At 67.6% G+C, this 24555-nt stretch carries 18 protein-coding genes; 5 read left to right on the top strand and 13 right to left on the bottom strand.

The features are described 5' to 3' along the window. Nucleotides 1-144: 144 nt before the first annotated feature. From AC1VXD_RS12085 to AC1VXD_RS12065, 5 genes are all read right to left on the bottom strand, one after another. A complete protein-coding gene (locus AC1VXD_RS12085; RefSeq protein WP_482992240.1) occupies nt 145-429 on the bottom strand; it encodes a hypothetical protein in 285 nt (94 codons plus the stop codon). Between the two features lie 14 nt (nt 430-443). Next, nucleotides 444-830 carry an SseB family protein gene (locus AC1VXD_RS12080; protein ID WP_482992239.1) on the bottom strand — a complete coding sequence of 129 codons (387 nt, stop codon included), beginning with the start codon at nt 828-830 and terminating at the stop codon, nt 444-446. A gap of 127 nt (nt 831-957) precedes the next feature. Continuing rightward, a complete protein-coding gene (locus AC1VXD_RS12075; RefSeq protein ID WP_482992238.1) occupies nt 958-2673 on the bottom strand; it encodes an alpha-amylase family glycosyl hydrolase in 1716 nt (571 codons plus the stop codon). Continuing rightward, entirely contained in the window at nt 2673-4160 is a 1488-nt protein-coding gene (locus AC1VXD_RS12070; protein WP_406232584.1) for an MFS transporter, read from the bottom strand. The genes AC1VXD_RS12075 and AC1VXD_RS12070 overlap by 1 nt, the downstream gene beginning before the upstream one ends. After that, complete coding sequence (locus tag AC1VXD_RS12065) at nt 4157-6349, bottom strand: glucosidase family protein (RefSeq protein WP_482992237.1); 2193 nt, start codon at nt 6347-6349, stop codon at nt 4157-4159. Before AC1VXD_RS12065 ends, AC1VXD_RS12070 begins: the two co-directional genes overlap by 4 nt. A gap of 235 nt (nt 6350-6584) precedes the next feature. Here AC1VXD_RS12065 and AC1VXD_RS12060 point away from each other — a divergent pair, with 235 nt between their 5' ends. Both AC1VXD_RS12060 and AC1VXD_RS12055 read left to right on the top strand, forming a co-directional pair. Then, nucleotides 6585-8639 (top strand): glycoside hydrolase family 97 protein, encoded by a 2055-nt coding sequence (locus AC1VXD_RS12060; protein ID WP_482992236.1) that lies wholly within the window; start codon nt 6585-6587, stop codon nt 8637-8639. A gap of 222 nt (nt 8640-8861) precedes the next feature. Further along, entirely contained in the window at nt 8862-11633 is a 2772-nt protein-coding gene (locus tag AC1VXD_RS12055) for a TonB-dependent receptor (RefSeq protein ID WP_482992235.1), read from the top strand. Nucleotides 11634-11876: 243 nt separating this feature from the next. Here AC1VXD_RS12055 and AC1VXD_RS12050 read toward each other — a convergent pair whose 3' ends face one another. From AC1VXD_RS12050 to AC1VXD_RS12040, 3 genes are all read right to left on the bottom strand, one after another. Continuing rightward, on the bottom strand, nt 11877-12011 hold the full coding sequence (locus AC1VXD_RS12050) for a hypothetical protein (protein ID WP_482992234.1): 135 nt from the start codon (nt 12009-12011) through the stop codon (nt 11877-11879). Nucleotides 12012-12016: 5 nt separating this feature from the next. Beyond that, nucleotides 12017-12820, bottom strand: coding sequence for a hypothetical protein (locus AC1VXD_RS12045; protein WP_482992233.1), 804 nt, complete (start codon nt 12818-12820; stop codon nt 12017-12019). 164 nt (nt 12821-12984) lie between these two features. Beyond that, entirely contained in the window at nt 12985-14598 is a 1614-nt protein-coding gene (locus AC1VXD_RS12040) for an alpha-glucosidase family protein (protein WP_482992232.1), read from the bottom strand. 215 nt (nt 14599-14813) lie between these two features. Between AC1VXD_RS12040 and AC1VXD_RS12035 the strand changes: the two genes are divergently transcribed. Beyond that, nucleotides 14814-15812 carry a polyprenyl synthetase family protein gene (locus AC1VXD_RS12035; protein WP_482992231.1) on the top strand — a complete coding sequence of 333 codons (999 nt, stop codon included), beginning with the start codon at nt 14814-14816 and terminating at the stop codon, nt 15810-15812. 40 nt (nt 15813-15852) lie between these two features. On the opposite strand, the gene AC1VXD_RS12030 is transcribed toward AC1VXD_RS12035, so the two are convergent. Then, nucleotides 15853-16638: a dienelactone hydrolase family protein gene (locus AC1VXD_RS12030; protein WP_482992230.1), complete on the bottom strand. Its 786-nt coding sequence runs from the start codon at nt 16636-16638 to the stop codon at nt 15853-15855. A 128-nt stretch (nt 16639-16766) separates the two neighbouring features. Here AC1VXD_RS12030 and AC1VXD_RS12025 point away from each other — a divergent pair, with 128 nt between their 5' ends. Beyond that, complete coding sequence (locus AC1VXD_RS12025; protein ID WP_482992229.1) at nt 16767-17363, top strand: SMI1/KNR4 family protein; 597 nt, start codon at nt 16767-16769, stop codon at nt 17361-17363. An 83-nt stretch (nt 17364-17446) separates the two neighbouring features. Here AC1VXD_RS12025 and AC1VXD_RS12020 read toward each other — a convergent pair whose 3' ends face one another. From AC1VXD_RS12020 to AC1VXD_RS12005, 4 genes are all read right to left on the bottom strand, one after another. Continuing rightward, nucleotides 17447-17980 carry a hypothetical protein gene (locus AC1VXD_RS12020; RefSeq protein WP_482992228.1) on the bottom strand — a complete coding sequence of 178 codons (534 nt, stop codon included), beginning with the start codon at nt 17978-17980 and terminating at the stop codon, nt 17447-17449. Between the two features lie 124 nt (nt 17981-18104). Beyond that, a complete protein-coding gene (murD, locus tag AC1VXD_RS12015; RefSeq protein ID WP_482992227.1) occupies nt 18105-19514 on the bottom strand; it encodes a UDP-N-acetylmuramoyl-L-alanine--D-glutamate ligase in 1410 nt (469 codons plus the stop codon). Then, complete coding sequence (gene murL / locus AC1VXD_RS12010) at nt 19495-20847, bottom strand: UDP-N-acetyl-alpha-D-muramoyl-L-alanyl-L-glutamate epimerase (protein ID WP_482992226.1); 1353 nt, start codon at nt 20845-20847, stop codon at nt 19495-19497. Before murL ends, murD begins: the two co-directional genes overlap by 20 nt. An 89-nt stretch (nt 20848-20936) precedes the next feature. Further along, nucleotides 20937-23531, bottom strand: a complete 2595-nt coding sequence (locus tag AC1VXD_RS12005) for a bifunctional aspartate kinase/diaminopimelate decarboxylase (protein WP_482992225.1) — start codon at nt 23529-23531, stop codon at nt 20937-20939. A 75-nt stretch (nt 23532-23606) separates the two neighbouring features. Here AC1VXD_RS12005 and AC1VXD_RS12000 point away from each other — a divergent pair, with 75 nt between their 5' ends. After that, on the top strand, nt 23607-24482 hold the full coding sequence (locus tag AC1VXD_RS12000) for a PhzF family phenazine biosynthesis protein (RefSeq protein ID WP_482992224.1): 876 nt from the start codon (nt 23607-23609) through the stop codon (nt 24480-24482). Nucleotides 24483-24555 lie beyond the last annotated feature (73 nt).

Below are 24555 nucleotides of genomic sequence, written 5' to 3'. Positions count from 1 at the left end.
ATCGCCTGGGGCGTCTTTAAGAGTGGCCAGAACTTCGACCCGACCATGCTGAAAGTCGGTCAAGCCCGCTTCCAGCAGGCTTGACCACGAACATAGGATCTCGACTCTACACTTGTGCAAGATCCTTCAGGATCCGGCCAGACGCTACGCCCTGCGCAACCACATAAGGACCATGAGCGCGGGCACTGGCCCCAGCACAGCAAGGCCACCGCACAGCCACGCGCGCCGTCCCTTCAATTGCGCACCGGTGTACAGATGCCAGGCCGCACCCCAACTGCCTACCCATGCCAACAGGGGTGCGGGGGTATCGTGCAGACCGAAGCTGAAGCCCAGCGTCAGCCCGATCACCAGCGACACAGCCACGCCCGTCACCAGCCACATCGCGGCCCGCCGTTGGTGGTGAGAGGCAGTGCGAGCAATCGAATCCATGCGAGAGACCCTGCTCAGTTCTGCGCGAAATCCTTCAGGATCTCGCCCACGCCGCTGGCGGAGATATCGAATCCCAGCGTGGTGCCGGGGTTGACCACTACGCCGTAGCCACCGGGCACGCGGCGCAGTACGTCCAGCATCAACCAGCGGATCTGGTGCGGGGCCTGCTGGCTGTGGATGCCCACCCGTGCCGGATCGGTGAACACCGCCACGTGCAGGGTGCCCTGTTTGTCGAACAGCAGCGGGTCGAAGCCGCTGCCATCGGGGGTGACCAGGCTGCCGGTCAGCAGCACCACTTCGGACGCAACGAAGGCTTCCATGAAGGCGCGGATCGGCACGGCTCCGTCCATGGCCGCCTTCAGCAGGGTTTCGATCGGGGTCTGCGGGGGAAGGTCGGTCATGGCGCCTGCGACAGGGAGGTAGGGGCACCTATTGTAGAGCCGAGCCCATGCTCGGCTGCCGCCATCTACGGTCCGTCGAAGTGCAGCCGAGCGTGGGCTCGGCTCTACAACGGCCGGCCCGGGCGTCTCAGCGCTTCAGGCGCCGGTCCCGTGCCTGCTGGTCAGCCACCGCCTTGTCCAGCTCGGCCTGCAGGGCCGGCTGCTGCACCGGTGCATCCAGCACGAAGACCTTCACCCCATGCGCCGGCACCTCCACCTTCAGCGAGCACTTCACCTTCAGCTCGCCACCGCCCAGCGCATCGCGCCAGGTACCGGGCTGCAGGTAGCGATCCACTTCGATGCTGCGCGCGGCATCGCCCTTGTTCAGCAGCACCAGCGCGGTCTGTGCCTCGTCGCCGTGCTGCAGCACACGGAAGAACACCGCTTCGTCGCCCTGCAGGCGCTCGTTGACCTGCAGGCCGCGCTGCAGGGCCGGGGTCGTCTCGCGCAGCTTGGCGATGCGCTGCAGCGGCGCGAAGATCGGGCTCTGCGGCGCGTCATCCACGCGCTGCTGGCCGAAATAGGCGCGGTTGCCGGCATGTTCGGCGCGGCCGCGCATGAAGCCGGTTTCCGAGCCGTAATAGACCACCGGGATGCCGCGCGCGGTGAACAGCCAGTTGTGCGCGTCGATGAAGCCGGTGTCGCTGGCCTGCAGGCGCGGCATGTCGTGGTTGTCGTAGAAGCTCATCAGCTCATACGGGTTGGCGTACGGGCCACCTGTCAGGTGCAGCGGTTCGGCCAGCGTTTCAAAGCCCTTGCCGGTGGTGCCGAAGGTCTGCTCCAGTGCGCCACGCAGCGGGAAGTCGAGCACGCTGACGTTCGCGTTGGCCGGCCAGGTGTGTTCGGCGATGCTGGCTGCGTTGTAGTCGAACGCTTCGCCGAACATGAACATGCCCGGATGCGCGGCACGGATGCGATTGACGAACTCGTGCCACCACGGGTGCGGCAGCCAGCCGATGGTGTCGATGCGCAGCGCGTCCACGCCCTGCGCGGTCCATTGCAGGTAGGCGCCGACCAGGTAGTCCATCACCGCCGGGTTGTCCTGGTTGAAGTCGGACAGCTCGGCCAGGTTGCCGTCGAAGATCGAGCCGTCCTTGCCGTCGACCGGGCCGATGTTGTTGTAGAACGCTTGCAGCGGGTTGTGCTTCGGGTCCAGCTTCTGCGGCGGCAGGTTCTGGTGGTCGGCAATCAGCTTGCCGTCCTTGTCGAAGATCTGGCCGAACTGCGGCTGCCGCTTCGGCATCGTCCATGCCGGCGAGCCATGGTTGCCGACGATGTCCAGCACCACCTTCAGGCCGGCATCGTGCAGGCCTTTGTTGAGGCCGGCGAAATCCAGATCCTTGCTCGGCAGGTGCTCGTCGAGCGTGTAGAAGTTGATGCCCCAGTAGCCGTGGTAGCCGGTCTTGCCGCGGTCGGTCAGCGTGCTGGTGCAGCTGATCGGCTTGCTGCCGGTGAAGGCCTCGTCCGGGTTGTCGACGATGGGGGTGATCCACACCGCGCCGAAGCCGAGGTTGCGGATGTACTGCGCGTTGTCGAGCACGCCGCGGAAATCACCGCCGAGGTAGCCGATGTTGCCGTCGACCTTGTCCGGGCACGGCACCGGGATATCGAAGGTGCGGTGCTTGCCGCCCTGGTCGCGGTGGTCATTGGAGGTATCGCCGTTGACGAAGCGGTCGGTGACCACGAAGTACACCGCATCGCTGGCGAACGGCTCGGTGGTGCCGACGTAGTCCGGGCGCGGCGCGGCCACGGTCTGGCCGGCGGACAGGGCAAGGGAAACAGCAACAGCCAACACACCACGCATCACACCACCTCCGGACGGGACGGAACCCGCAGCACGCACAGGCCGGCGACGAGCAGGCTGCAGCCGCCCAGCACCAGCACGTGGATTGGCTGGTCACCCAGCCACGCACGCAGGGCAAAGCCCAACGCACTGGCCGCGACCAGCTGCGGGATCACGATGAAGAAATTGAAGATGCCCATGTACACGCCCATCTTCGCCGCCGGAACGCTGTCCGACAGCAGGGCATACGGCAGGGACAGGATCGAGGCCCAGGCGAAGCCGACGCCGACCATCGACAGCAGCAGCCAGCGCGGATCGTCGATGAACATCATCGAGATCAACCCTGCCCCACCCAGCCACAGGTTGACCAGGTGGCTCCAGCGCAGGCCGAGCGCGCGCACCATCGGCGGGATCAGCAGCGCGGCCAGCGCGGCAAACCCGTTGTAGGCACCGAACAGCACGCCCACCCAGTTGGCACCTTCGTTGTAGGCCGCCGACTGCGGATCGGTGGAACCGAAGTGGGTGCCGGCCACCGCAGCAGTGGTGAATATCCACATGGCAAACAGCGCGAACCACGAGAAGAACTGCACCCAGGCCAGGCGCCGCATGGTCACCGGCATCGCCCGCAGGTCGCCGACGATGGCGGCCAGCATGTGCGTGCCGGGCAGCGCACGGGCCAGTGCCAGCAGCAGGCCGTAGCCCGCGCACAGGCCGGCCAGCACGTACAGCATCTTGTCACCCTGACGCCAGGCGATCAGCGCCGCCAGCAGCACACCCAGGCCCAGCCACAGCGCCACCTGCCCCCAAGGCGCGGGCCCGGTGATGGTGGCGCCGGCATGGTGCGCCGGCGGTTCGGCATCGTCGAACGAGGCCAGTTCGGTGGGCGAATACTCGCGCGTGCTGAACACCGTCCAGCTGATCGCGGCCAGCAGCACCACCGCACCGAAGTAGAACGCGTAGCGCACCGAATCGGGCACTTCACCCGGCGCCGCCGTGTTGCTGACCCCGAAGTGGGTAAGGATGAAGGGCAGGAAGCTGGCGACGATGGCGCCGACGCCGATGAAGAAGCTCTGCATCGCATAGCCGGTGGGCCGCTGGCGGGGCGCCAGCTGGTCACCGACGAAGGCGCGGAACGGTTCCATCGACACGTTGATGGAGGCATCGAGCACCCACAGCGTGCCGGCGGCGATCCACAGCGTGGGCGAGTTCGGCATCACCAGCAGGGCCAGCGTGGTCAGCACCGCACCGACCATGAAGAACGGGCGGCGACGACCCCAGCGCGTCCACGTGCGGTCGGACAGGTAGCCCACCACCGGCTGCACCAGCAGGCCGGTCAACGGTGCGGCGATCCACAGCCCCGGCACCGCGTCCTGCGATGCGCCCAATGTTTCGAAGATGCGGCTGGCGTTGGCGTTCTGCAGGGCAAACCCGAACTGGATGCCGAGGAAACCGAAACACATGTTCCAGATCTGCCAGAACGACAGCTGCGGCTTGGCGGGACGGCTCATCGTGCGCCCTCGACCGCCGCGACCGGCGCCACCTTCAGCGCCTGCACCTGGGCCTGGTTGAGCACGCCCTCGCGCCCGCCCTTGCCGCCGGTGTAGTGCGCGAAGTGCTGCAGTGCGCTCATGTTGAAGCCTTCCTCAAGCGTGACCGTGCAGCGGCCCTTGGGCACGGCGAAGCTGGCCGCCGTGGATTCCTGCGCGGCCACACTGTGCGGCAGGGTGACGGTCTGGCGCTGCGCCGGCTGGCCCGCGCACTGCAGGTTCAACTGCTTCACGGCTGCGGTCACGCCGGTGTTGATCGGCCCGTTCGGGTTGTTGTACTGCAGGCGCAGGCGCACATGGCCGGCCTTGGCCGTGGTGAAGCGCCACTGCCGGTCACCGCGCAGTACCTGCTGCGGGCCCACGCACAGCATCGGGCTGTGCAGCGATTCCAGCGCGCCCTCGCGACGGGTCAGGCTCAGGCAATGCTGCAGGCCATCGTCGCCCACGCGCGCCACGCCCTTGGCCGGCTGCACGGCCTTGCCGTCCTGCCACAGCAGCTGGTCGGCGGCCACGGCTACGGTCCAGCCCTTGCCACTGCGTCTGGCCTGCGGCGCGGCCGGCGTGGCCGGTGCACGCGCATTGGCATCGGCGCTGGCCACGGCAGCACGTGGCGTGGCAGCGGCCGGCACCAGCTGCACGGTGGTGGTCGTACCGCGCGTCTTCACCTTGCCAGCCACCAGCAGGCCGTCGCCCAGCTGCTTCGGCCGCTCCAGCACGTAGCGCTTGCCGTTGGCGTCCAGGCTGATGAGGCGCTGCTTTCCGAACAGGTCCGGTACCAGGCTGGCCGGTAGCTTGGGCTGCACGCTGCCATCGTCCTGCAGGCCGAACACACCTTCGCTGACCATGGCCAGGTAACCGGCCACCGACCACAGCTGGCGCTCGGAATTGACCACCGGGCCACTGAGCGCACCTTCGTCCACGTGCACGGCCTGGGTGACCAGTTCGTAGTTCTCCATGTTGGAACCAGCCAGCGCCGCGCCCTGCATCAGCGAACGGATCTCGGCGGCGATGCGCGGGGCATCATCGAGCTTGCGCGCGGCGCGCAGCGAATAGGCGCTGACGAACGGCCAGATGGCGCGGTTGTGGTAGATCGGCTGCTGCGCTTCCTGCGGCCACACCACCGGGCTGCCGGCCGGTCCCATCGGGTAGGCGGCCAGCGCACGCTGCGCGCGTTCGGCGGGCAGCACGTCGGCGAGGATGCCCAGCGACAGGCCCAGCAGGTCGACCTTGGCGTAGGGCACCGGGTGCGCCGCTTCGCCGATGTAGCTCATGTACTGGCCCATGTCCTGCCGCCAGAAGCGTGCGTCGATCTGCAGCGCCAGCGCATCGGCCCAGGCCTTGTACTGCTCGCTGCGCTCGTCACCCCGCTGCGCGGCCATCTGCTGGCCCAGGCGCAGGGCCTGGTAGTGCAGCACATTGGTGGACAGCGCGTAGGAATCGCCGATGAAGCGCACGTTCTCTCGCGTCCAGTCCGGATAGGTCTGCTCGCGCCAGTCCAGGAACGAAGTCTCGCCTCGGTACAGGCCCATCTGCGCGTCGAACACCATTGCCCGGTCCTGCGCCAGGGTGCCCTGCAGCGCCTGCCAGACCTGGTGGGCGAAGGTCGGATCATCCAGCAGGTGGCGCGCCGCCAGGAACCACACCACGCGGTCGCTGCTGATCGGCCAGCTGCCACCGGAGCCGGTGTCCTGGGCGACGAACAGGCCGGGGGTGTGGCCATCGCGCGCGGCCGACAGCTTGAACTGCAGCGACTGCCGGATGCGCTGCGGGTCCAGCTTCGCCAGCGCAAGATCGGCGGCGAAGCTGAGGTCGCGGGTCCACACATAGGGCCAGCGCGCGCCGGTCTGGAAGCACTCGCACGGCACCGGGCGGCCTTCGTCGAAGGACGGATCGCGGATCGCATCGACGCGGTCCTGGTCCATTTCCTGCTGGGCCAGTGCAAACAGCGCGTCGAACATCACGCTGGCGGTCTGGCTGCGCATGGGCGCGGCAGCAATCTGCACGTCACCCTTGGGCGCATGCAACACGAAGCTGCCCTTGGCAGCGGCATCGGCGCGCGCTTGGCGGCCGTTGAATTCCAGGTCGGCCGCATGCGCGGTCGTTCCCAGCGCTGCCCCGAGGGCAGCCGTCAGGCAAATGATCTTCAGCATCGAAGCGGCAGACCGGCTTGCGCCCGTCGACCTCCCTCCCTCTCTGCACCGTTGTGGGTCCGCGCCACCATGACGGTGCGCGGGCGCGGCGCCTCCCTCAAGGTGCCTTGGTCCCATGGTAGACGCGGCGCTGCGGCCTGCGGCCAGTTGCATACGTATTCATGGCAGTTGCGTGAAGACAGGCCGTCGCGCTGGCTTATGGTCCGGGTCTGCCAATGGCGCCTTGGGAGGGGAAATGCCGGCTTCATCTGCTGCACTACGCGCGGTGTCCGCGCATCTGTTCGGGCTGGCCCTGCTGGGCCTGGCGACCCTGGCCGAGGCCGCGCCACAGGTCGCCAGCGTGGAATCACCGGGCAAGGTGCTCACGGTCAGCCTGGTGCTGGACGGTGGCACCGCGCGCTACCGCGTCGAACGCTTCGGCGAACCCGTGGTGGCCGATTCCAAGCTCGGCTTCGAGCTGCGCGACGGCCGCCTCGACCGCGATTTCGCCCTGATCGGCCAGCAGCAGCGCAGCGTCGATGACACCTGGGAACAGCCCTGGGGCGAGCGCCGGGTCACCCGCAACCACTTCAACGAACTGACCGTGCAGCTGGCCGAGACCACCGGCAGCAAGCGCCGCCTGGACGTGGTGTTCCGCGTGTACGACGACGGACTCGGCTTCCGCTATGTATTCCCGGAACAGCCCAACCTGCGCGAGGCGATCATCGATGACGAGCTGACCGAGTTCGCCATCGCCCCCGACTCGACCGCCTGGTGGATTCCGGCCGGCGAACCGATCCACTACGAGTACCTGTACCAGCGCACGCCGCTGCGCGAAGTGCCGCTGGTGCACACGCCGATGACCCTGCGCAGCCACGATGGCCTGCACGTGGCCATCCACGAGGCCGCGCTGGTGGACTACGCCGGCATGTGGCTGCGCCGCACCGAGGGCCAGCGCCTGCGCGCGCAGCTGTCGCCCTCGGCGGAGGGCTGGAAAGTGCGCCGCGCCCTGCCCTTCGCCACGCCATGGCGCACCCTGCAGATCGCCGACCGCGCCGGCGGCCTGGTCGAGTCGGACCTGATCCTCAACCTCAACGAGCCCAATGCGCTGGGCGACGTGAGCTGGGTGAAGCCGGCCAAGTACCTGGGCGTGTGGTGGTCGATGCACCTGGACAACGAAAGCTGGGCGACCGGCCCGAAGCATGCCGCGACCACGGCCAAGACCAAGAGGGTGATCGACTTCGCCGCCGCACACGGCTTCCGCGGCGTGCTGGTGGAAGGCTGGAATCCCGGCTGGGACGGCATGTGGGTGGGCAACGGCTACGACTTTGATTTCACCCGCGCCACGCCCGATTTCGATATCGAAGCGCTGTCCGCCTACGGCCTGAAGAAGGGCGTGCACCTGATCGGCCACCACGAAACCGGTTGCGCCATCGAGCATTACGAGGAGCAGTTGGGCGCCGCGCTGGACCTGTATGCGCGGTTGGGCATTGACCAGTTCAAGACCGGTTACGTCTGCGATGACGGCCAGATCGACCGCCGCAATCCGGCCGGCGGCCCCCTGTGGCGCGAGTGGCACGACGGCCAGTTCATGGCCCGCCACCATCTGAACGTGGTGCAGGAAGCCGCCCGGCGGCACCTGTCGGTGAACCCGCACGAGCCGATCAAGGACACCGGCCTGCGCCGCACCTACCCGAACTGGATCTCGCGCGAAGGCGCGCGCGGCATGGAATACAACGCCTGGGGCCAGCCGCCGAACCCGCCCGAACACGAGGTCAACCTGGTGTTCACCCGCATGCTGGCCGGGCCGTTCGATTACACGCCCGGCATCCTCAGCCTGAAGGGCCGCCACGGCCAGGCCATTCCCAGCACGCTGGCCCGCCAGCTGGCGCTGTACGTAGTGCTGTACAGCCCGATCCAGATGGCCGCCGACCTGCCCGAGCATTACCTGCAGCATCGTGAAGCGTTCCGTTTCATCGAGGACGTGGCGGTGGACTGGGAACAGAGCCGCGTGCTCGATGGCGAAGTGGGCGACTACGTGACGATCGTGCGCCGCGACCGCAACAGCCGTGACTGGTTCCTGGGCAGCATCACCGATGAACACGGCCGCGTGCTGCCGGTGTCGCTGGGCTTCCTGGAACCGGGCGTGCGCTACCGCGCCGAGATCTATCGCGATGGTGATGGTGCGGATTTCCGCAGCAATCCGTTCGCGTTCAAGCGCGAGACGCGCGAGGTGACCAGCACCGATGCACTGACCCTGTTGCTGGCACCGGGCGGTGGCCAGGCGATCCGGTTCACGCCAATCCAATGAACGACCGCGATTTCCGAACGCCGGGCATGGCCCGGCGCTACCGGGACGGCGTCGTGGAATCGATTACAACGCTGTGAAAGCCATTGAATACGTATGCAGGGTGATTCCCGCGGAGAAGCCGCTGCCTACCATAGCGGCGACGACAGCGGCCACCGCGTCGCACGTCCACGGCACCGCCGGGACGACCACAAGATGCTCTACAACATTGCCTGGGAGGGGAAAATGTTGAACCACAAGCGCACCGCGCTGAGTCTGGCGCTGGCCGTTGTACTGGTGCCGTCGCTGGCGTCGGCACAGTCCACGCAGTCCACCGATCAGTCCACCAAAGCTGCCACCACCGGCGAGTCCGCCACCAACCTGGACACCGTGCAGGTCACTGGCATCCGCCGCGGCATCGAGAACGCCATCGCGATCAAGCAGGACGCCACCTCGGTGGTCGAAGCGATCTCGGCCGAAGACATCGGCAAGCTGCCCGACGTGAGCATCGCCGAATCGCTGGGCCGCCTGCCCGGCCTGGCCGCCCAGCGCGTGGCCGGCCGTGCCCAGGTCATCAGCGTGCGCGGCCTGTCGCCCGACTTCGCCACCACCCTGCTCAACGGGCGTGAAGTGGTCAGCACCGGCGACAACCGCAGCGTCGAGTTCGACCAGTACCCCTCGGAACTGGTCAACGGCGTGACCGTCTACAAGACCCCGGACGCCGCTCTGGTCGGCCAGGGCCTGTCGGGCACCATCGACATGCAGACCGTACGTCCGCTCAGCTTCCCCGACCGCGTGATCGCGGTCAGCGGCCGCGTGCAGAAGAGCTCGCTCGGCGAAGCCGCCAACGTCGATGAATTCGGCAACCGCTTCAGCGCCAGCTACATCGACCAGTTCTTCGACAAGACCCTGGGCATCTCGATCGGCTACGCGCACAGCGACAACCCGATCCAGGAAAACCAGGTCGGCCTGTACGAGCCGTGGACCACCGAGCAGACCACCAACGGCAATCGTCCGGGCGTGGCCGCGGGCACCTACTTTTCCGATGGCATCAAGGCGCTGCGTCGTACCGGCAACAACAAGCGCGACGGTGTGATGGCCACCATCCAGTTCCGGCCCAACAACGCCTGGACCAGCACTTTCGATGCGTTCCACACCGAAGCCGAGCAGGTCGACACCGCCAATCAGTTCGAGCTCAACCTGAGCAACTACAACGGTGGCTATACCCCGGGCCTGCTGATCAGCAACCCGCAGGTCAATGCCGATGGCACCTTCACCGGTGGCACCGCCAGCGGCGTATACCCGCTGGTGCGCGGCATGTACAACAAGCGCAAGGACAAGATCGACGCGTTCGGCTGGAACAACGAGTTCACCTTCGGCAGCGTCAAGCTGGTCGCCGATGTGAACTACTCCAAGGCCACGCGCGATGAGCTGAACCTGGAAAACAACCTGCAGCTCACCCCGATGCCGCAGCTGGACACCATCGGTCTGCAGATCCGCCCGAATGGCTTCTCGCAGATCACCCCGGGCCTGGACTACTCCAACCCCGATGCGCTGTTCCTGACCAACACCATCTACGGCTCCGGCTACGGCAAGGTGCCGCAGGTGGAAGACCGCCTGAAGGGTGCCAAGCTTGCCGCGACCATCGCCCTGCCCGAGGCCATCGCTTCGTGGGCGCCGGACATCGATGTGGGCGTGAACTACGCCGATCGCCGCAAGGTGAAGACCCAGTCCGAAGGCAACATCCTGCTGGGCGCACAAGGCGATGCCAACATCGCCTCGGACCTGCAGTATTCGCCGGTCAACCTGGGCTTTGCCGGCATCGGCTACATCCCGGCGTGGAACGTGCCGGCGGCCGTCGGCCGCTACATGACCTTCAACCCGGTCGACAACCTCGACTACCTGATCCCGAAGTCGTGGGTGGTGCAGGAAAAGATCACCACTGCCTGGGCGCGCCTGAACCTCAACACCGACATCGGTGACGTGGGCGTGCGCGGCAACATCGGCGTGCAGATGCAGCACACCGACCAGAGCTCGGATTCGCGCTACTGGGACAGCTCGCAGCCGGCCGGCAGCAACATACAGCCGTATTCCAACGGCAAGACCTACAACGACTGGCTGCCGAGCTTGAACCTGGCCTTCATGTTCCCGCACCAGCAGACCCTGCGCTTCGCCGCGGCCAAGCAGGTCGCGCGCCCGCGCGTGGACCAGATGCGTGCCGGCCTGGAATTCGGCGTGGATACCGCCACCGGCAAGCCCGGCGGCAGCGGCGGCAACCCGCTGCTGGATCCGTGGCGTGCCACCGCGCTCGACCTGTCCTACGAGAAGTACTTCGGTGAAAAGGCCTACGTGGCCGCCGCGATCTTCTACAAGGACCTGAAGAGCTACGTCTACACCCAGTCGGTGGACGACTACGACTTCACCGACCTGCTGGGCAGCTACGTGCCGCCGCCGGGCATGACGGTGCCGGTGCTGACCACCGGTACGTTCTCCACCCCGGAAAACGGCAAGGGCGGCACGCTGAAGGGCCTGGAACTGACCGCATCGTTCCCGCTGGACATGCTGACCGAGAGCCTGCGTGGCTTCGGCGTGCAGGCCAGCGCCACCTTCAACAAGAGCGACATCAAGATCCTCGACCCGGAAAGTGCCTCCAGCGTGGGTTCGGATCCGATCAGCCTGCCCGGCCTGTCCGACCGCGTGTACAACTTCACCGCCTACTTCGAGCGCAACGGTTTTGAGGCACGCGTGAGCCAGCGCCGTCGTTCGGACTTCATCGGTGAGATCGGCAACTTCAACGGCAACCGAACGCTGCGCTACGTGGTGGGCGAGAACGTGACCGATGCGCAGATCAGCTACACCTTCAGCGACAGCAGCGCCATGCGTGGCCTGACCCTGCTGCTGCAGGGAAGCAACCTGACCAACGAGCCGTACCGCACCTACGCCGGCACCAAGGACCGCCCGCTGGAATACATCGAGTGGGGCCGTACCTACGTGCTGGGCGTGAACTACAAGTTCTGACCACCACCCGGTACACCCACCGGTAGCGCCGGGCCATGCCCGGCGGGCTGGATTCGGTAGCGCCGGGCCATGCCGGGCGACACACAATGGGAGCAGGACCGGAAACCCGCTGCGCAGGCAGCGGGTTTTCTTTGGGGCATCGTCACCGACCACGCTATCCACGCATGGCGTGCATCTACCCGCCCACCGCGCATCCACCCGCCCAGTAGATCCACGCCATGCGTGGATGCACTCGGCAGACGATCATGAAGTCAGGAAAGCGCAGCCGATCGAGATGACCAGCATCATCACGAGCAGAATGCGCCCGCTGAATCGCCCCCGCGCATGACCTATATTGTCGAGGAACGTGGATGCGATCTGGGCCAGCAGTTCCCACATTCCGGTCAGAATCCGCCCGAGGCAAGCTCGATGGACGAGCGCTGGCGGCTGGCGGTGCCGATGACACAGGTTCGATAGACCCGATGTGCCGAGGCCCCCGTGACATAGGCGACGATCTGAACTGACGTCGATACGACATACGCCCAGCCGGGCACCCAACCCGCCGGCTTCGGCACGAGGCTGAAGGCAGCAGAACAGTCCAGAATGTACTTGGTTGTCTCACCAAGGACGCGGCCCACCTCGGTGTTCATATTCCACCGTGAGGCCATTTTCGCGGACCAGATAGCGGCCGCCACCGATCGAAGGGCCGCCTGCTCTTCAGGACCAAGCGTTGCCAGGACTAGCGCCGGGGAGTTGCCTTCCCCAGAACCGTTGGTCGAATGCGACTGCTCCGAAGGCAGATCGAATCGCTTCGCCCAGATCAACAGTGCCCGATGCGGTTGTCCACCTGATGTGGAGAAGTACCGCACCACTCGATCTTCAGCGTTGTAGTAGGCCGCGTGCAGCACGCCATCGGGATAGACCACCACGGCGGCAGCATGATGCGCCGGAAACCCCATTCGCCAGCCATCCAGCAGCATTCCCCCATCCTTCAGCGGTACCGGCACCGCCGACTCATCGAAGTTGCGCCGGAGCGCCGCGTAATCATGCCCAAGCAACTGCTTAAGGCCGGGCACCACATCGGAATCCTCGAACGCATCTTCCAGCGAAGGGCCGACGATCACGACGGGACTGGCAAGGACGGGTTGCGCGACCAGCATCACAACTACCAGCACCATCAACTGGCGGAAAGAATTCAAAAATCGCATCAGGGCTTCGTCTGATAAGGGAGCCATCAATGTCCCTCCCTTACCTCGGCCAATTCCATTCCAATAGTTGGAAAGTTTGGAAAGTGACGACCAACCGCCCCCCACAAAAAAGGGACGGGGCGCTTCGGCCCCGTCCCCGCAAGTACCGCCACCGGAGAAATCGGTCAGCTGCGTCGTGCGCAATACACCGCGCGCGGCGGCAGCCGCAGTTCAGTGCCCTCGACCGTGCCCGCATCCGGGCCCGGCACGTTCAGCTGCTGCCAGGTACCGGCCGGCAGCGGATGGCTGACCGCCTCGGCCGACAGGTTGAATGCCAGCAGGAGGGTTTCATCTGCAAGCATACGCTCGAACAGCAGCACTGGCTCGGCACTGTCCAGGAAACGGATGTCCCCGTGCTGCAGGGTCGGCTGGGTCCGCCGCCAGGCCAGGAAGGCCCGGAAGGCCGCCAGCACCGAACCCGGGTCGGCGTCCTGCACGGCCACCGCCGCCGCTCGGTGCTCGGCCGGGATCGGCAGCCAGGGCTTGCCGGTGGTGAACCCGGCCAGCGGGGCGTCGGTCCACGGCAGCGGCGTGCGGCAGCCGTCGCGGCCCTTGAAGTTCGGCCAGAAGGTGATGCCGTAGGGGTCCTGCAGGTCCTCGAAGGCCACCTCGGCCTCGGCCAGGCCCAGCTCCTCGCCCTGGTACAGGCAGACTGAACCGCGCAGGCTGCACAGCATCGCCACCAGCATGCGGGCCAGGCGCGGATCGGACGGGCGGCCGCCCCAGCGGCTGACGGCCCGCTCCACGTCATGGTTGGACACGGCCCAGCACGGCCAGCCCTCGGTCATCGCCGCTTCCAGGCGCGAGACCGTGTCGCGGATGTAGGCCGCACTGTAGTCGTCCACCAGCAGCTCGAAGCTGTAGCCCATGTGCAGGCGGCCGTCCTGGGTGTATTCGGCGGTGGTGGCCAGCGAGTCCTCCGAGGAGATCTCGCCCAGGCTCACCGCCCCCGGGTACTCGTCCAGCAGCGCGCGCAGCTGCTCCAGGAACGGCAGGTTTTCCGGCTGGGTGTTGTTGTAGTAGTGGTACTGGTAGGCGTACGGGTTGTCCGGGCTGAAGCCGCGGCCCACGCGCTTGTCCGCCGGCTTGGGCGGGTTGTCGCGCAGCTGCGCGTCGTGGAAACAGAAATTGATGGCGTCCAGGCGGAAGCCGTCCACGCCGCGGTCCAGCCAGAACCGCACGTTGTCCAGGGTGGCCTGCTGCACGTCCGGGTTGTGGAAGTTCAGGTCCGGCTGGTCGACCAGGAAGTTGTGCAGGTAGTACTGCTCGCGGCGCGGCTCCCACTGCCAGGCACCGCCACCGAACAGCGACAGCCAGTTGTTGGGCGGGGTGCCGTCCTCGCGCGGGTCGGCCCACACGTACCAGTCGGCCTTGGGGTTGGTGCGGTCCTGGCGGCTCTCGCGGAACCAGGCATGCTCGAGCGAGGTGTGGCTGAGCACCTGGTCGATCATCACCTTCAGCCCCAGGCCATGCGCCTTGGCCAGCAGGCGGTCGAAGTCCTCCAGGCTGCCGAACAGCGGGTCGACATCGCGGTAATCGGCGATGTCATAGCCGAAATCGGCCATCGGCGACTTGAAGAACGGCGAGATCCAGATCGCATCGGCGCCCAGCGCCGCGATGTGGTCCAGGCGCTGGATGATGCCCGGCAGGTCGCCCACCCCGTCGCCGCTGGCGTCGAGGTAGCTGCGCGGGTAGATCTGGTAGATGACGGCTCCGCGCCACCATGGATTGTGCGACATCGACAGCCCCCCTCCGGGCATGCGGGACCCACCGGAAGCGGGCCGAAAACCAACAACCGCAAGCTTAGCGGTGGCTCCCGGAGCATGGCGCTGCCTGCATACGTATTCACGCCGCGGGGCCAGCCAACGGCCTGCGGAATGACCACTCGTGCCGGTTTCCGCCCGATTTCACGGCCAGACCCTATAATTGGCGGTGAGCCTGAAAGCCTGATCGCATGACCATCACCGAAGACACCCGTCCCGCCCTGGGCCTGCCCCAGATCCAGTCGCTTGCTGCAGCCGACATGGCCGCCGTCGATGCCCTGATCCGGGACCGGCTGTCCTCGGACGTCGTACTGATCAACCAGATCGCCGACCACATCATTTCCGCCGGCGGCAAGCGCCTGCGCCCGATGCTGGTGATGCTGGCCGGCCACGCGGTCGGCCAGGCCGGCCCGGAGCACCACCAGCTGGCGGCGATCATCGAGTTCATCCACACCTCGACCCTGCTGCACGACGACGTGGTGGACGAATCCAGCCTGCGGCGCGGCCGCAGCACCGCCAATGCCCTGTGGGGCAACGCGCCGAGCGTGCTGGTGGGTGACTTCCTGTATTCGCGCAGCTTCCAGCTGATGGTGGAACTTGACCGCATGCCGGTCATGCGGATCCTGGCCGACACCACCAACCGCATTGCCGAGGGCGAAGTGCTGCAGCTGCTGCACGTGCACAACCCGGACACCGACGAAGCGGCCTACCTGCGCGTGATCGAGCGCAAGACCGCGGTGCTGTTCGCTGCCGGCACCCGCCTGGGCACGCTGGCCAGCGGCGTGGACGAGGCCACCCAGCAGGCCCTGTACGACTACGGCATGCACCTGGGCTACGCCTTCCAGATTGCCGATGACGTGCTGGATTACTCGGCCAACGCCGAGGAACTGGGCAAGAACCTGGGCGACGACCTGGCCGAAGGCAAGGCGACCCTGCCGCTGATCCACGCGATGGCCCATTCGGACGACGCCACCCGCGAGCGCCTGCGCAGCATCGTGCAGGACGGCGACGCCTCGGCCATGCCGGAAGTGCTGGCCGCCATCCGCGCCACCGGCGGCCTGGAGTACAGCCGCCGCCGTGCCGAGGAATACGCCGAAGCCGCCGAACGCGCGCTCGACGGCCTGGGCGACAACGACGCCGTGGCAGCCCTGCGCGGCCTGGCCCGTTACGCGGTGCAGCGCTCGCATTGACCGGTGAAGGTGTGCCGACCGTTGGTCGGCACGCCTTTGATTACCGGAACCGCTCCTCGAAGAACTCATCCAGCGCCTTCCACGCGCGCTTGGCCGCCCGTTCGTTGTACTGGCAGCCCGGCGGGCTGTTGGCATCACGCTCGGCAAAGCAGTGCACCGCGCCGCTGTAGTTGGTGAATTCCCAGTCGACCTTGGCCGCGTCCATTTCCTTCTGGAAGCTGCCGATGTCCTCGGCGGTCACGCTCTTGTCGTCGGCGCCGTTGAGCACCAGCACGGAGGGATGGCTGCCACCGGCCTGTGCAGGCAGCGGCGAGCCCAGCCCGCCGTGCAGGCTGACCACACCGGCCAGCGGCGCACCGGCGCGGGCCAGTTCCAGCACCGTGGTGCCGCCGAAGCAGAAGCCCACTGCGCCGATCCGGCTGGCATCCAGCGGCGCCTTGCCGGCCTGGGCCTTGAGTACGTTCACCGCTTCCAGCGCGCGCGCACGCAGCAGCGGCCGGTCGTTGCGCAGCTTGGTCGCCACCGGGCCGGCCTCGGCATCGGTCTTCGGCCGCACGCCCTTGCCGTACACGTCGGCCACCAGCACCACGTAGTCATCGCCGGCCAGCTGCTTGGCCTTCTCGATGGCCGATTCATTCACACCCTTCCAGTTCGGCACCATCACCAGGCCCGGGCGCTTGTCGTTGTCACCGTCGTCATAGACCAGCACGCCACTGAAGGTCGTGCCCTCCTGCTTCCATTCCACCGGCTGGGTCTTCATCGCCGCCCAGGCCGGCATCGCCGCCAGCCCCAGCACCATCGCCACGCCACAACGCCATCGGTTCATGCGCCTGCTCCACTGAAAAGGGGATGGAGGGGATCAAGTCGCAGAACACCCTCCCGGGTCGCATTCTGCATTGGCGACGTGACGCAGGTGTGGTTGGATACGACTTAATCCCCTCCGTCCCCTTTTACATGAACCTTGTTGATCGCTTTCTGTCTGGCCTTGTCCCGCGCCTGCCGGCCGAGGACGCAGCGCAATGGACGCACGTCCAGGGCGCCAGTGCCGAGGATCTGCAGCGCCTGCGCGCGCAGTGGCCGCTGGTGCCTGACAGCCTGCTGGCGTTGCTGTCGCGGGTGGATGGCACACACTTCCGCGAGTACCCCGGCGGCGAGGTCGTGGTCTACATGCTGGGTTCGGATGTCGAGGACGGCGGCTATCCGTACTACCTGCGCTCGGTCGCGCAGATCTTCGAAGACCAGCAGCAGTGGGACGACAGCATCCGGTCCATCTACGAGGAATGGCTGGACGACGAGCCGGAGATCCTCGGCGACGGCATCGACGCCGATCTGCCGATGGACCGCCGCCTGTGCTTCTCGCACTGCATGAACAACGGCGGCACCTCGATGCTCTACCTGGATTTCGACCCGGCACCGGGCGGCACCGTCGGCCAGGTGGTGCGCTACCTGCACGATCCGGACAGCTACGCAGTCATCGCGCCCAGCTTCGATGCGTACCTGCAGCAGCTGATCGATGGCGATTACGCGTTCATCGATCAGGACGCCGACTGAAATCCAGCCGAGCATGGGCTCGGCTCTACAGTAGATCCACGCGGTGCGCCGGAGTAGATCCACGCCATGCGTGGATGGCGGCGTCACCCGCGCTCGATCCAATGCAACGTGCCCGGCGCGAACGCCAGCAGATCCGCTGCATCCAACTGACCCCGCGACCAATGACGTTCCGGCGGCGCAGGCTGCCGGGCATCCACCGCGCCATCGTAGTCGCGTACCAGCAGGCCAATGCGCGCGGCCCCGGACTGCAGCAGGGCATCAATGCGCTGCAACCACTGCCCGGCATCGCCCAGGGCTTCATCGCGACGCGCCTGCTGATCCTGCGCATGCCGCGCCAACTGCTCGGCCAGCGCACGGGCGATCTTCGCTTCGCTCCAGCCCTTCTTCCGCCAGCGCTCGGCATCGCCCTTCCATTCCGGCTCGGCCCGCACCGACGCCAGCGCCGTGCCGCAATCGCAGTGCGCGGCGCTCAGCCACGGCTGCCAGCCGGGCCCGGCCGCGGCCTGCAGGCTCGGCGAATCCTGCGCGAACAGGCGCCGGCCGCTGTGGGCGAAGATCGCGGCCGCTTCAACGTGCGCAAACGAGGTGGGCAGGAACACGGTGATGAAGGTGCACATGCGGGTATCCGGCTCCGTCCGGGAATGCCTGGATGGTAACTCGCCTTGCAGTAGATCCACGCCATGCGTGGATGGGGGTCAGAGCCCTTTCCTGCGGAAAGGGATCCGCCCCCGGGCCGCTGGATCAGGCAATGCCCAAGCCCGCAATCGCGCTGATGCTGTCCGGCTCGAACCCGGCCAGCTCGGCGAAATGGCGGCCGCGGGCCACGTAATCGCGGTAGGCACCAAAACTCGGCGCGCCCGGCGACAGCAGCACCACCCCGCCCTGCGTACCCAGCGCCGCGCGTGCCAGCGCCATCGCCTCGGGCAGGTCGCCGGCCGCGTGCAGGCCGAAGCGACCGGCATCGGCCAGCGGCTGCAGCATCGCGTGGATGCGCGGGCCGTTGCTGCCCATCGTCACGATCTCCACCGGCGGCACGTCGTGCGCCATGTGCTGCATGAAATCGGTCCAGTCCAGGCCACGGTCGTGGCCGCCCACCAGCAGCGCGATGCGCTGGCCGGCGAAACATTCCAGCGCCGCCAGGCTGGCGTGCGGCGTGGTGCTGATCGAATCGTTGACGTAGGTCAGGCCATCGGCCGCGCCGATGCGCTGCAGGCGGTTGGGCAGTGGGCGGAAATCCTGCACCGCCGGTGCCAGCGCCACGGCATCCAGGCCCAGCGCTTCCAGCGCGGCCAGGACCGCGCACAGGTTGCCGCGATTGTGGCGGCCCGGCAGCAGCGTGTTGCGGGTATCGAACACGGGCTGCTCGCCGCGGTGCACGATGTCGCCGCGCATGTGCCAGCCCTGCGGCTGGTTGAACCAGACCACGTCGCTGTCAGGCAACGAGAGCGCGGCCAGGTGCGGATCGGCGGCGTTGAGCACGGCGGTGCGCGGCGCGGCTTCGGTCACCAGCCGCAGCTTGTCCTCGATATAGCGCTGCTCGCTGCCGTGCCAGTCGAGGTGTTCCGGGAACAGGTTCAGCACCACCGCCACCTGCGGGCGGGCGCCACTGCGTGCCACTTCGCCGGTCTGGTAGCTGGACAGTTCCACCGCCCAGTACGCAGGCGCGGGCTGCGGGTCCAGCACTTCCAGCAGCGGCAGGCCGATGTTGCCGACCAGTCCGGTGCGGTGGCCGGCGGCGCGCAGCAGGTGCGCGAGCAGCGCGGTGGTGGTGCTCTTGCCCTTGGTGCCGGTCACGCACACGGTGTCGTGCACGATGCCATCTTCAGCCGCGTGCTCGGCAAACCACAGCGCGGTGCCGCCGATGAAAGCCGTGCCCTGCCCTGCCGCCGCCAGCGCGATCGGCTGGTAGGGGCTGATGCCGGGCGACTTGATCACCACGTCGAACGCGGCCAGTGCCTCGGCGGTAGGTTCACCGCGCACGTCCAGCAGCCCCTGCGTTTCCGCACGCGCGGCCTCGGCCTCGGCGGCCGGGCAGAACAGGCTCAGGGCCAGCGCAGACAGGCGCGCGCGCAGCACGGCAAACGCCGCGCGGCCCTCACGACCCCAGCCCCACAGCGCAACGCGCTTTCCTTCAAGCTGTGAAATCTTCACGCACACGTTCCCACAGTGCGGCCGGAATGCGGTGCTCACCCTGCAGCCGCAGCAGCGGTGCCAGTTCCAGCTCAGCGGCATCCAGCTGCGGCTGGATCTCGTTGCAGAAGCGCTTCACCAGCACGTCTTCCTTCCATTCCGGGCGCTGCGCCAGGGTCGCCATCGCCGCGCGCGATTCGCGGCCTTCGCCCACGCATTCAAACGGCTTGTGGTCCTGGAACTCCAGCAGCGCGTCGAAGCCACCGGCCTGGCCGGCGTCGTCCAGCAGGTTGCGACCGAAGATGCGCACCAGGCGGGTCTTGGGCATGAACGGGGCCAGCGCCAGGAACACGAAGTGGCACTTCGGGCAGACGCCGCACCAGCGGTTCACCGGGCGCTCGCCGAGGATGTGGAAGTTGCGGTTGCAGCTGGAGAAATGCGCGTCGTAGAAATCGCTCTTGGCGAACTGGCGGGCGACCGCCAGCTCCGACATCGGGCGCAGCAGCGAGTAGTACTGCAGATCGGCGGCCACCTGCGTCTGCACGTGGTTGCCGAAGGCCTGCTCGAACGCCCAGCCCTTGGACCACTGGTGGTTCACTTCGCCGGTGCCGGGAATCTGGCTGCCGTAGCTGGCCGAACGCTCGTTGGAGAACACCACCTGGTCCACGCCCTGCAGCAGCGCGGCCAGCACCATGATCGCCGAGTTCACCGCGGTGACCGGGATGTGCCCGTTCCACGCGCCTTGGCGGTTCAGTTCGAACAGTTCCGGCGCCAGCGCGCGGCCCAGGTTCAGGGTCGGCAGGCCGGTGCGCTCGGCACAGGCGCGGATCAGCTGCGAACCGCCGATCCAGGTCACCGTCTCGTCCACGCCGGCACGACGCAGCGCTTCGATGCTGACCAGCGAATCCTTGCCGCCGCCGATGGCCACCAGCGCATGCGGCTGCAGGCCCAGCACCGGCGCCTGCACCGCGTCGCCCTGCACCGGCAGGCGGAAACGCCCGCGCAGGTTCAGGCCGTTGCGGTAGGCGAATTCGCCCAGGCCGTTGAGGTAGACCGTTTCCACCAGCGCCGCGGTCTCGGCATCGATGGCATAGCTGTCGATGCTGACCGTCTCCGGCACGCCCGCCTTGTAGTAGCTGACGCCGGCGATCAGGTGCAGCAGCCGCAGCGCACGCTGCACCGCCGCCGCGCGCGCCTCGTCCAGCACGAACGGGGCGCCGGGCACGGTGATGGTTTCCACCATCTCCGGGCCGTCATCGAAGGCGTAGACCAGCCTGGCCACGCCGGTATCCGCGGCGAACTCGCAGCGGACGAAGCGGAAGCGGGAAACCTGGTGTTTGTCGAAAGCAGTCATGGTGGATCCAGTTCAAGCGCGGTCAGGCACGCCCCGCGCGAAGGCGCAGGACGTGTCGGTGGGCGGGTGCAGGGCGCGAAGGGCGGCGATCACTCGATCACGTCTTCGCGCGGCATCGCCCGCTGGTTGTAGGTGTTGGCCATCACGTAGCCGTAGGCGCCGGCGTCGGCGATCAGCATCACGTCGTCCGGCGCGGTCGACACCGGCAGCTTGCGGCGCTTGCCGAACACATCGCTGGACTCACAGATCGGGCCGACCACATCGAACGCCGCTTCGGCATAACCGCCCTGGCGGCTGAGGTTCTCGATGTCATGCCAGGCGTCGTACAGGGCCGGGCGCATCAGCGTGTTCATGCCGGCATCCAGGCCGACGCGGCGCACGCCGTCCTTTTCCACCACCTGGGTGGCATGGGTCAGCAGAACGCCCGATTCGGCCACCAGGTAGCGGCCCGGCTCGATCGCCAGGCGGAACGCAGGGTGCAGCGCCTTGACCTCGGCCAGGCCCTCCGCCCAGGCGTCCAGGTCGAACGGCTCGTCTTCCTCGCTGTACGGAATCGGCAGGCCACCGCCGATGTCGATGGTCTGCACGCTGCCGATGCGGCGGGCGAAACCGGCCAGCTCATCGCACATCAGGCGCCAGTGCTGCGCGGTTTCCACGCCGCTGCCCAGGTGCGCATGCAGGCCGACCACGCGGGTGCCCAGATCGGTGGCGGTGCGCACGAACTCGTCCACGCGCGCCATCGGCAGGCCGAACTTTGAATCCTTGCCGCCGGTGCGGACCTTGGCGTGGTGGCCCTCGCCACGGCCCAGGTCCACGCGCAGCCAGATTTCGCGGTTGCGGAACAGGTCCGGCCAGCGCTGCAGCGCTTCCAGGTTGTCCACGGTGACGGTGACGCCGAGCGCGAAACCGGCTTCGTACTCTTCGCGCGGGCAGAAGCTGGGGGTGAACAGCACGCGCTTGGGCGACAGTTCCGGCAGGTGCTGGAACACGTGCTTCAGCTCGCCGTGCGAAACGCATTCCAGGCCGAAACCTTCGGCTTCCAGCAGCTGCAGGATGGCCGGGTGGCCGTTGGCCTTGATCGCGTAGTAGCGCTGGTCGATCGGCTTGATCGCGGCCAGCGCACGGGCGCGGGCACGCACGGTCGGCAGGTGGTAGACGTAGCGCGGCGTACCCGCGTCGGCCAGCTGCAGCAGGTGCGCACGCTGGCCACGCCACCACGGCGTACCGCGCGGGCGCACGGTACCGGCGATCTCGCGCCAGCGCGGGCCGAACACCTCGGTTTCTTCCACCGGCATCGCACCGCTGTCGATCAGCTCGGCGTGCAGGATCGGCAGCAGGCCATCGGCATCGGCCTCGTCGATGACGAAGGTCAGGTTCAGGTCGTTGGACGACTGCGAGATCATGTGCACGCGCTCGCGGCCGAAGGTGGCCCACACGTCCGACAGCTTGTGCAGCAGCGAACGCATGCCACGACCGACCAGGGTGATGGCCGCGCACGGCACGATCACCTTCACCTTGCAGATCTGCGACAGGTCAGCCGACAGCGCGGCCAGCACATCGGTGTTGACCAGGTTCTCGGACGGATCCAGCGACACGGTGACGTTGGTTTCGGCCGAACCGATCAGGTCCACCGACAGGCCGTGCTTCTTGAACAGGCCGAACACATCGGCCAGGAAGCCGACCTGCTGCCACATGCCGATGCCTTCCATCGACACCAGCACGATGCCGTTGCGGCGGCTGATCGCCTTCACGCCCGGCACCGGTGCGGCACTGCCGTCGATGCTGGTGCCCGGCAGTTCCGGGCGCTCGGTATCGAGGATGGCCATCGGCACGCCGGCGTCGCGGCACGGCTTGATCGAGCGCGGATGCAGCACCTTGGCACCGGTGGTGGCGATTTCCTGCGCTTCGTAATAGTCCAGGCGGGTCAGCAGGCGCGCGTCCGGCACGTCCTTCGGGTTGGCGCTGAACATGCCCGGCACATCGGTCCAGATTTCCACGCGGCTGGCACCCAGCAGCGCACCGAAGTACGCCGCCGAGGTGTCCGAGCCACCGCGGCCGAGGATGGCGGTGCCGCCGTCGGCGTGGCGGGAAATGAAGCCCTGGGTGATCAGCAGGCGGGTGGGCTGCGCGCGGAAGCGCTGCATCCAGTCCGCGTCGGCGCGCCACTGGCAGTTCACCGACAGGCGCTGCGACCACTCGCTCTGGTTCGGCTGCGGCGGCATCGCGTCCAGCCACTGGCGGGCGTCCATCCAGCCCATGTCCAAGCCCGAGGCGTGCAGGTAGGCCGCGCCCAGGGTCGAGGACAGCAGTTCGCCCTGGCCCAGCACTTCGGCCTGCCACTCCAGCGGGCGGGTGGTTGCGCGCGGGTCATCCAGCAGGTCCTGCAGGGCGGCCAGGCGGTCGCCCAGCACCTCGCGGTCCAGGCCGAGCTCGACCAGGAAGCCCTCGTGGCGTTCGACCAGGGCGGCCACGCGGTCGCGGCTGTCCGGCGCGCCATCGGCGATCGCGGTCAGTTCGTTGGTCACCCCGGACAGCGCCGAAACCACCACCAGCACGCGCGAGCCGGTCTCTTCCGCGCGTTTTTTTGCCAGCTTCCCGATCGTGTCCCAGCGGTGGCGACGCGACACCGAGGTGCCGCCGAACTTCAGTACGATCCAACGATCGACAAGGGGGGAAGCTGACATGGATAGGCTATGTGTAATGTGGGGGAGCCGCCCGAAGGGGCGGAACCTTCGATTCTAAGCCCAATGGACCCGCCGATGGCCGCCTTCCGCTACCTGCAGCTTGATGTCTTCGCCCACCAGCCCGGCAGCGGCAACCCGCTGGGCGTGGTGCTGGGCGCTGACGGGCTGTCCGCCGGGCGCATGCAGGCGCTGGCAGCCTGGCTGAACCTGTCCGAGACGGTGTTCTTCCTGCGGCCCGACGCCGACGGTGCCGACTACCACATCCGCATCTTCACTCCGGGCAGCGAGCTGCCGTTCGCCGGCCACCCCAGCGTCGGCGCGGCCTGGGCAGCGGTCACCTGCGCCCTGGCCACACCGGGGGAGGGCGGCACCCTGGTCCAGCAATGTGCCGCGGGCCTGCTGCCGGTGCGGGTGAGTGGCCCGGCCGACGCGCCGACCATCGAACTGGCCAGTCCGCCGGCCCGCCACCTGCCCACCGCGCCGGGCCAGGTACCGGAAACGCTGCTGGCCCTGGCCGCCGACGGCCATGCCCCCGAGCTGTGGGACAACGGCCCGCGCTGGTGGCTGCTGCCGCTGTGCGATGCCACCGCCGTGCGGCGACTGGCCCCGGACATGGCCGCCTTGCGCGACTGGACCAATGCCACCGGCGCGACCGGCGTGGCGGTGTTCGCCGATGACCCCGCCGCGGGGCACAGCCGCGTGGTGCGCGCGTTCTGCCCGGGCGATGCGGTGAACGTGCCCGAAGACCCGGTGACCGGCAGCGCCAACGCGCTGATCGGCGCCTGGCTGCGCGAACGTGGCGCCCTGCCCGGCGGCGCAGGTGCCTACGTGTCCAGCCAGGGCCGCGAAATCGGCCGCGACGGCCATGTCCATGTGCGTGTGGATGCCGAAGGCACGGTGTGGATCGGCGGCCAGGTGCAGCCGGTGATCGACGGCCACATAAGCTGGTAGCGCCGGGCCATGCCCGGCGGCCTTGCCACGCTGCGCGCTCGCGGGGCATGGCCCCGCGCTACCCTATGCCGCC

This window comes from Stenotrophomonas sp. STEN054 (assembly GCF_056854535.1).
The sequence above is the reverse complement of the archived record's forward strand: the minus strand, read 5'-3'. Positions and strand labels throughout refer to the sequence as shown.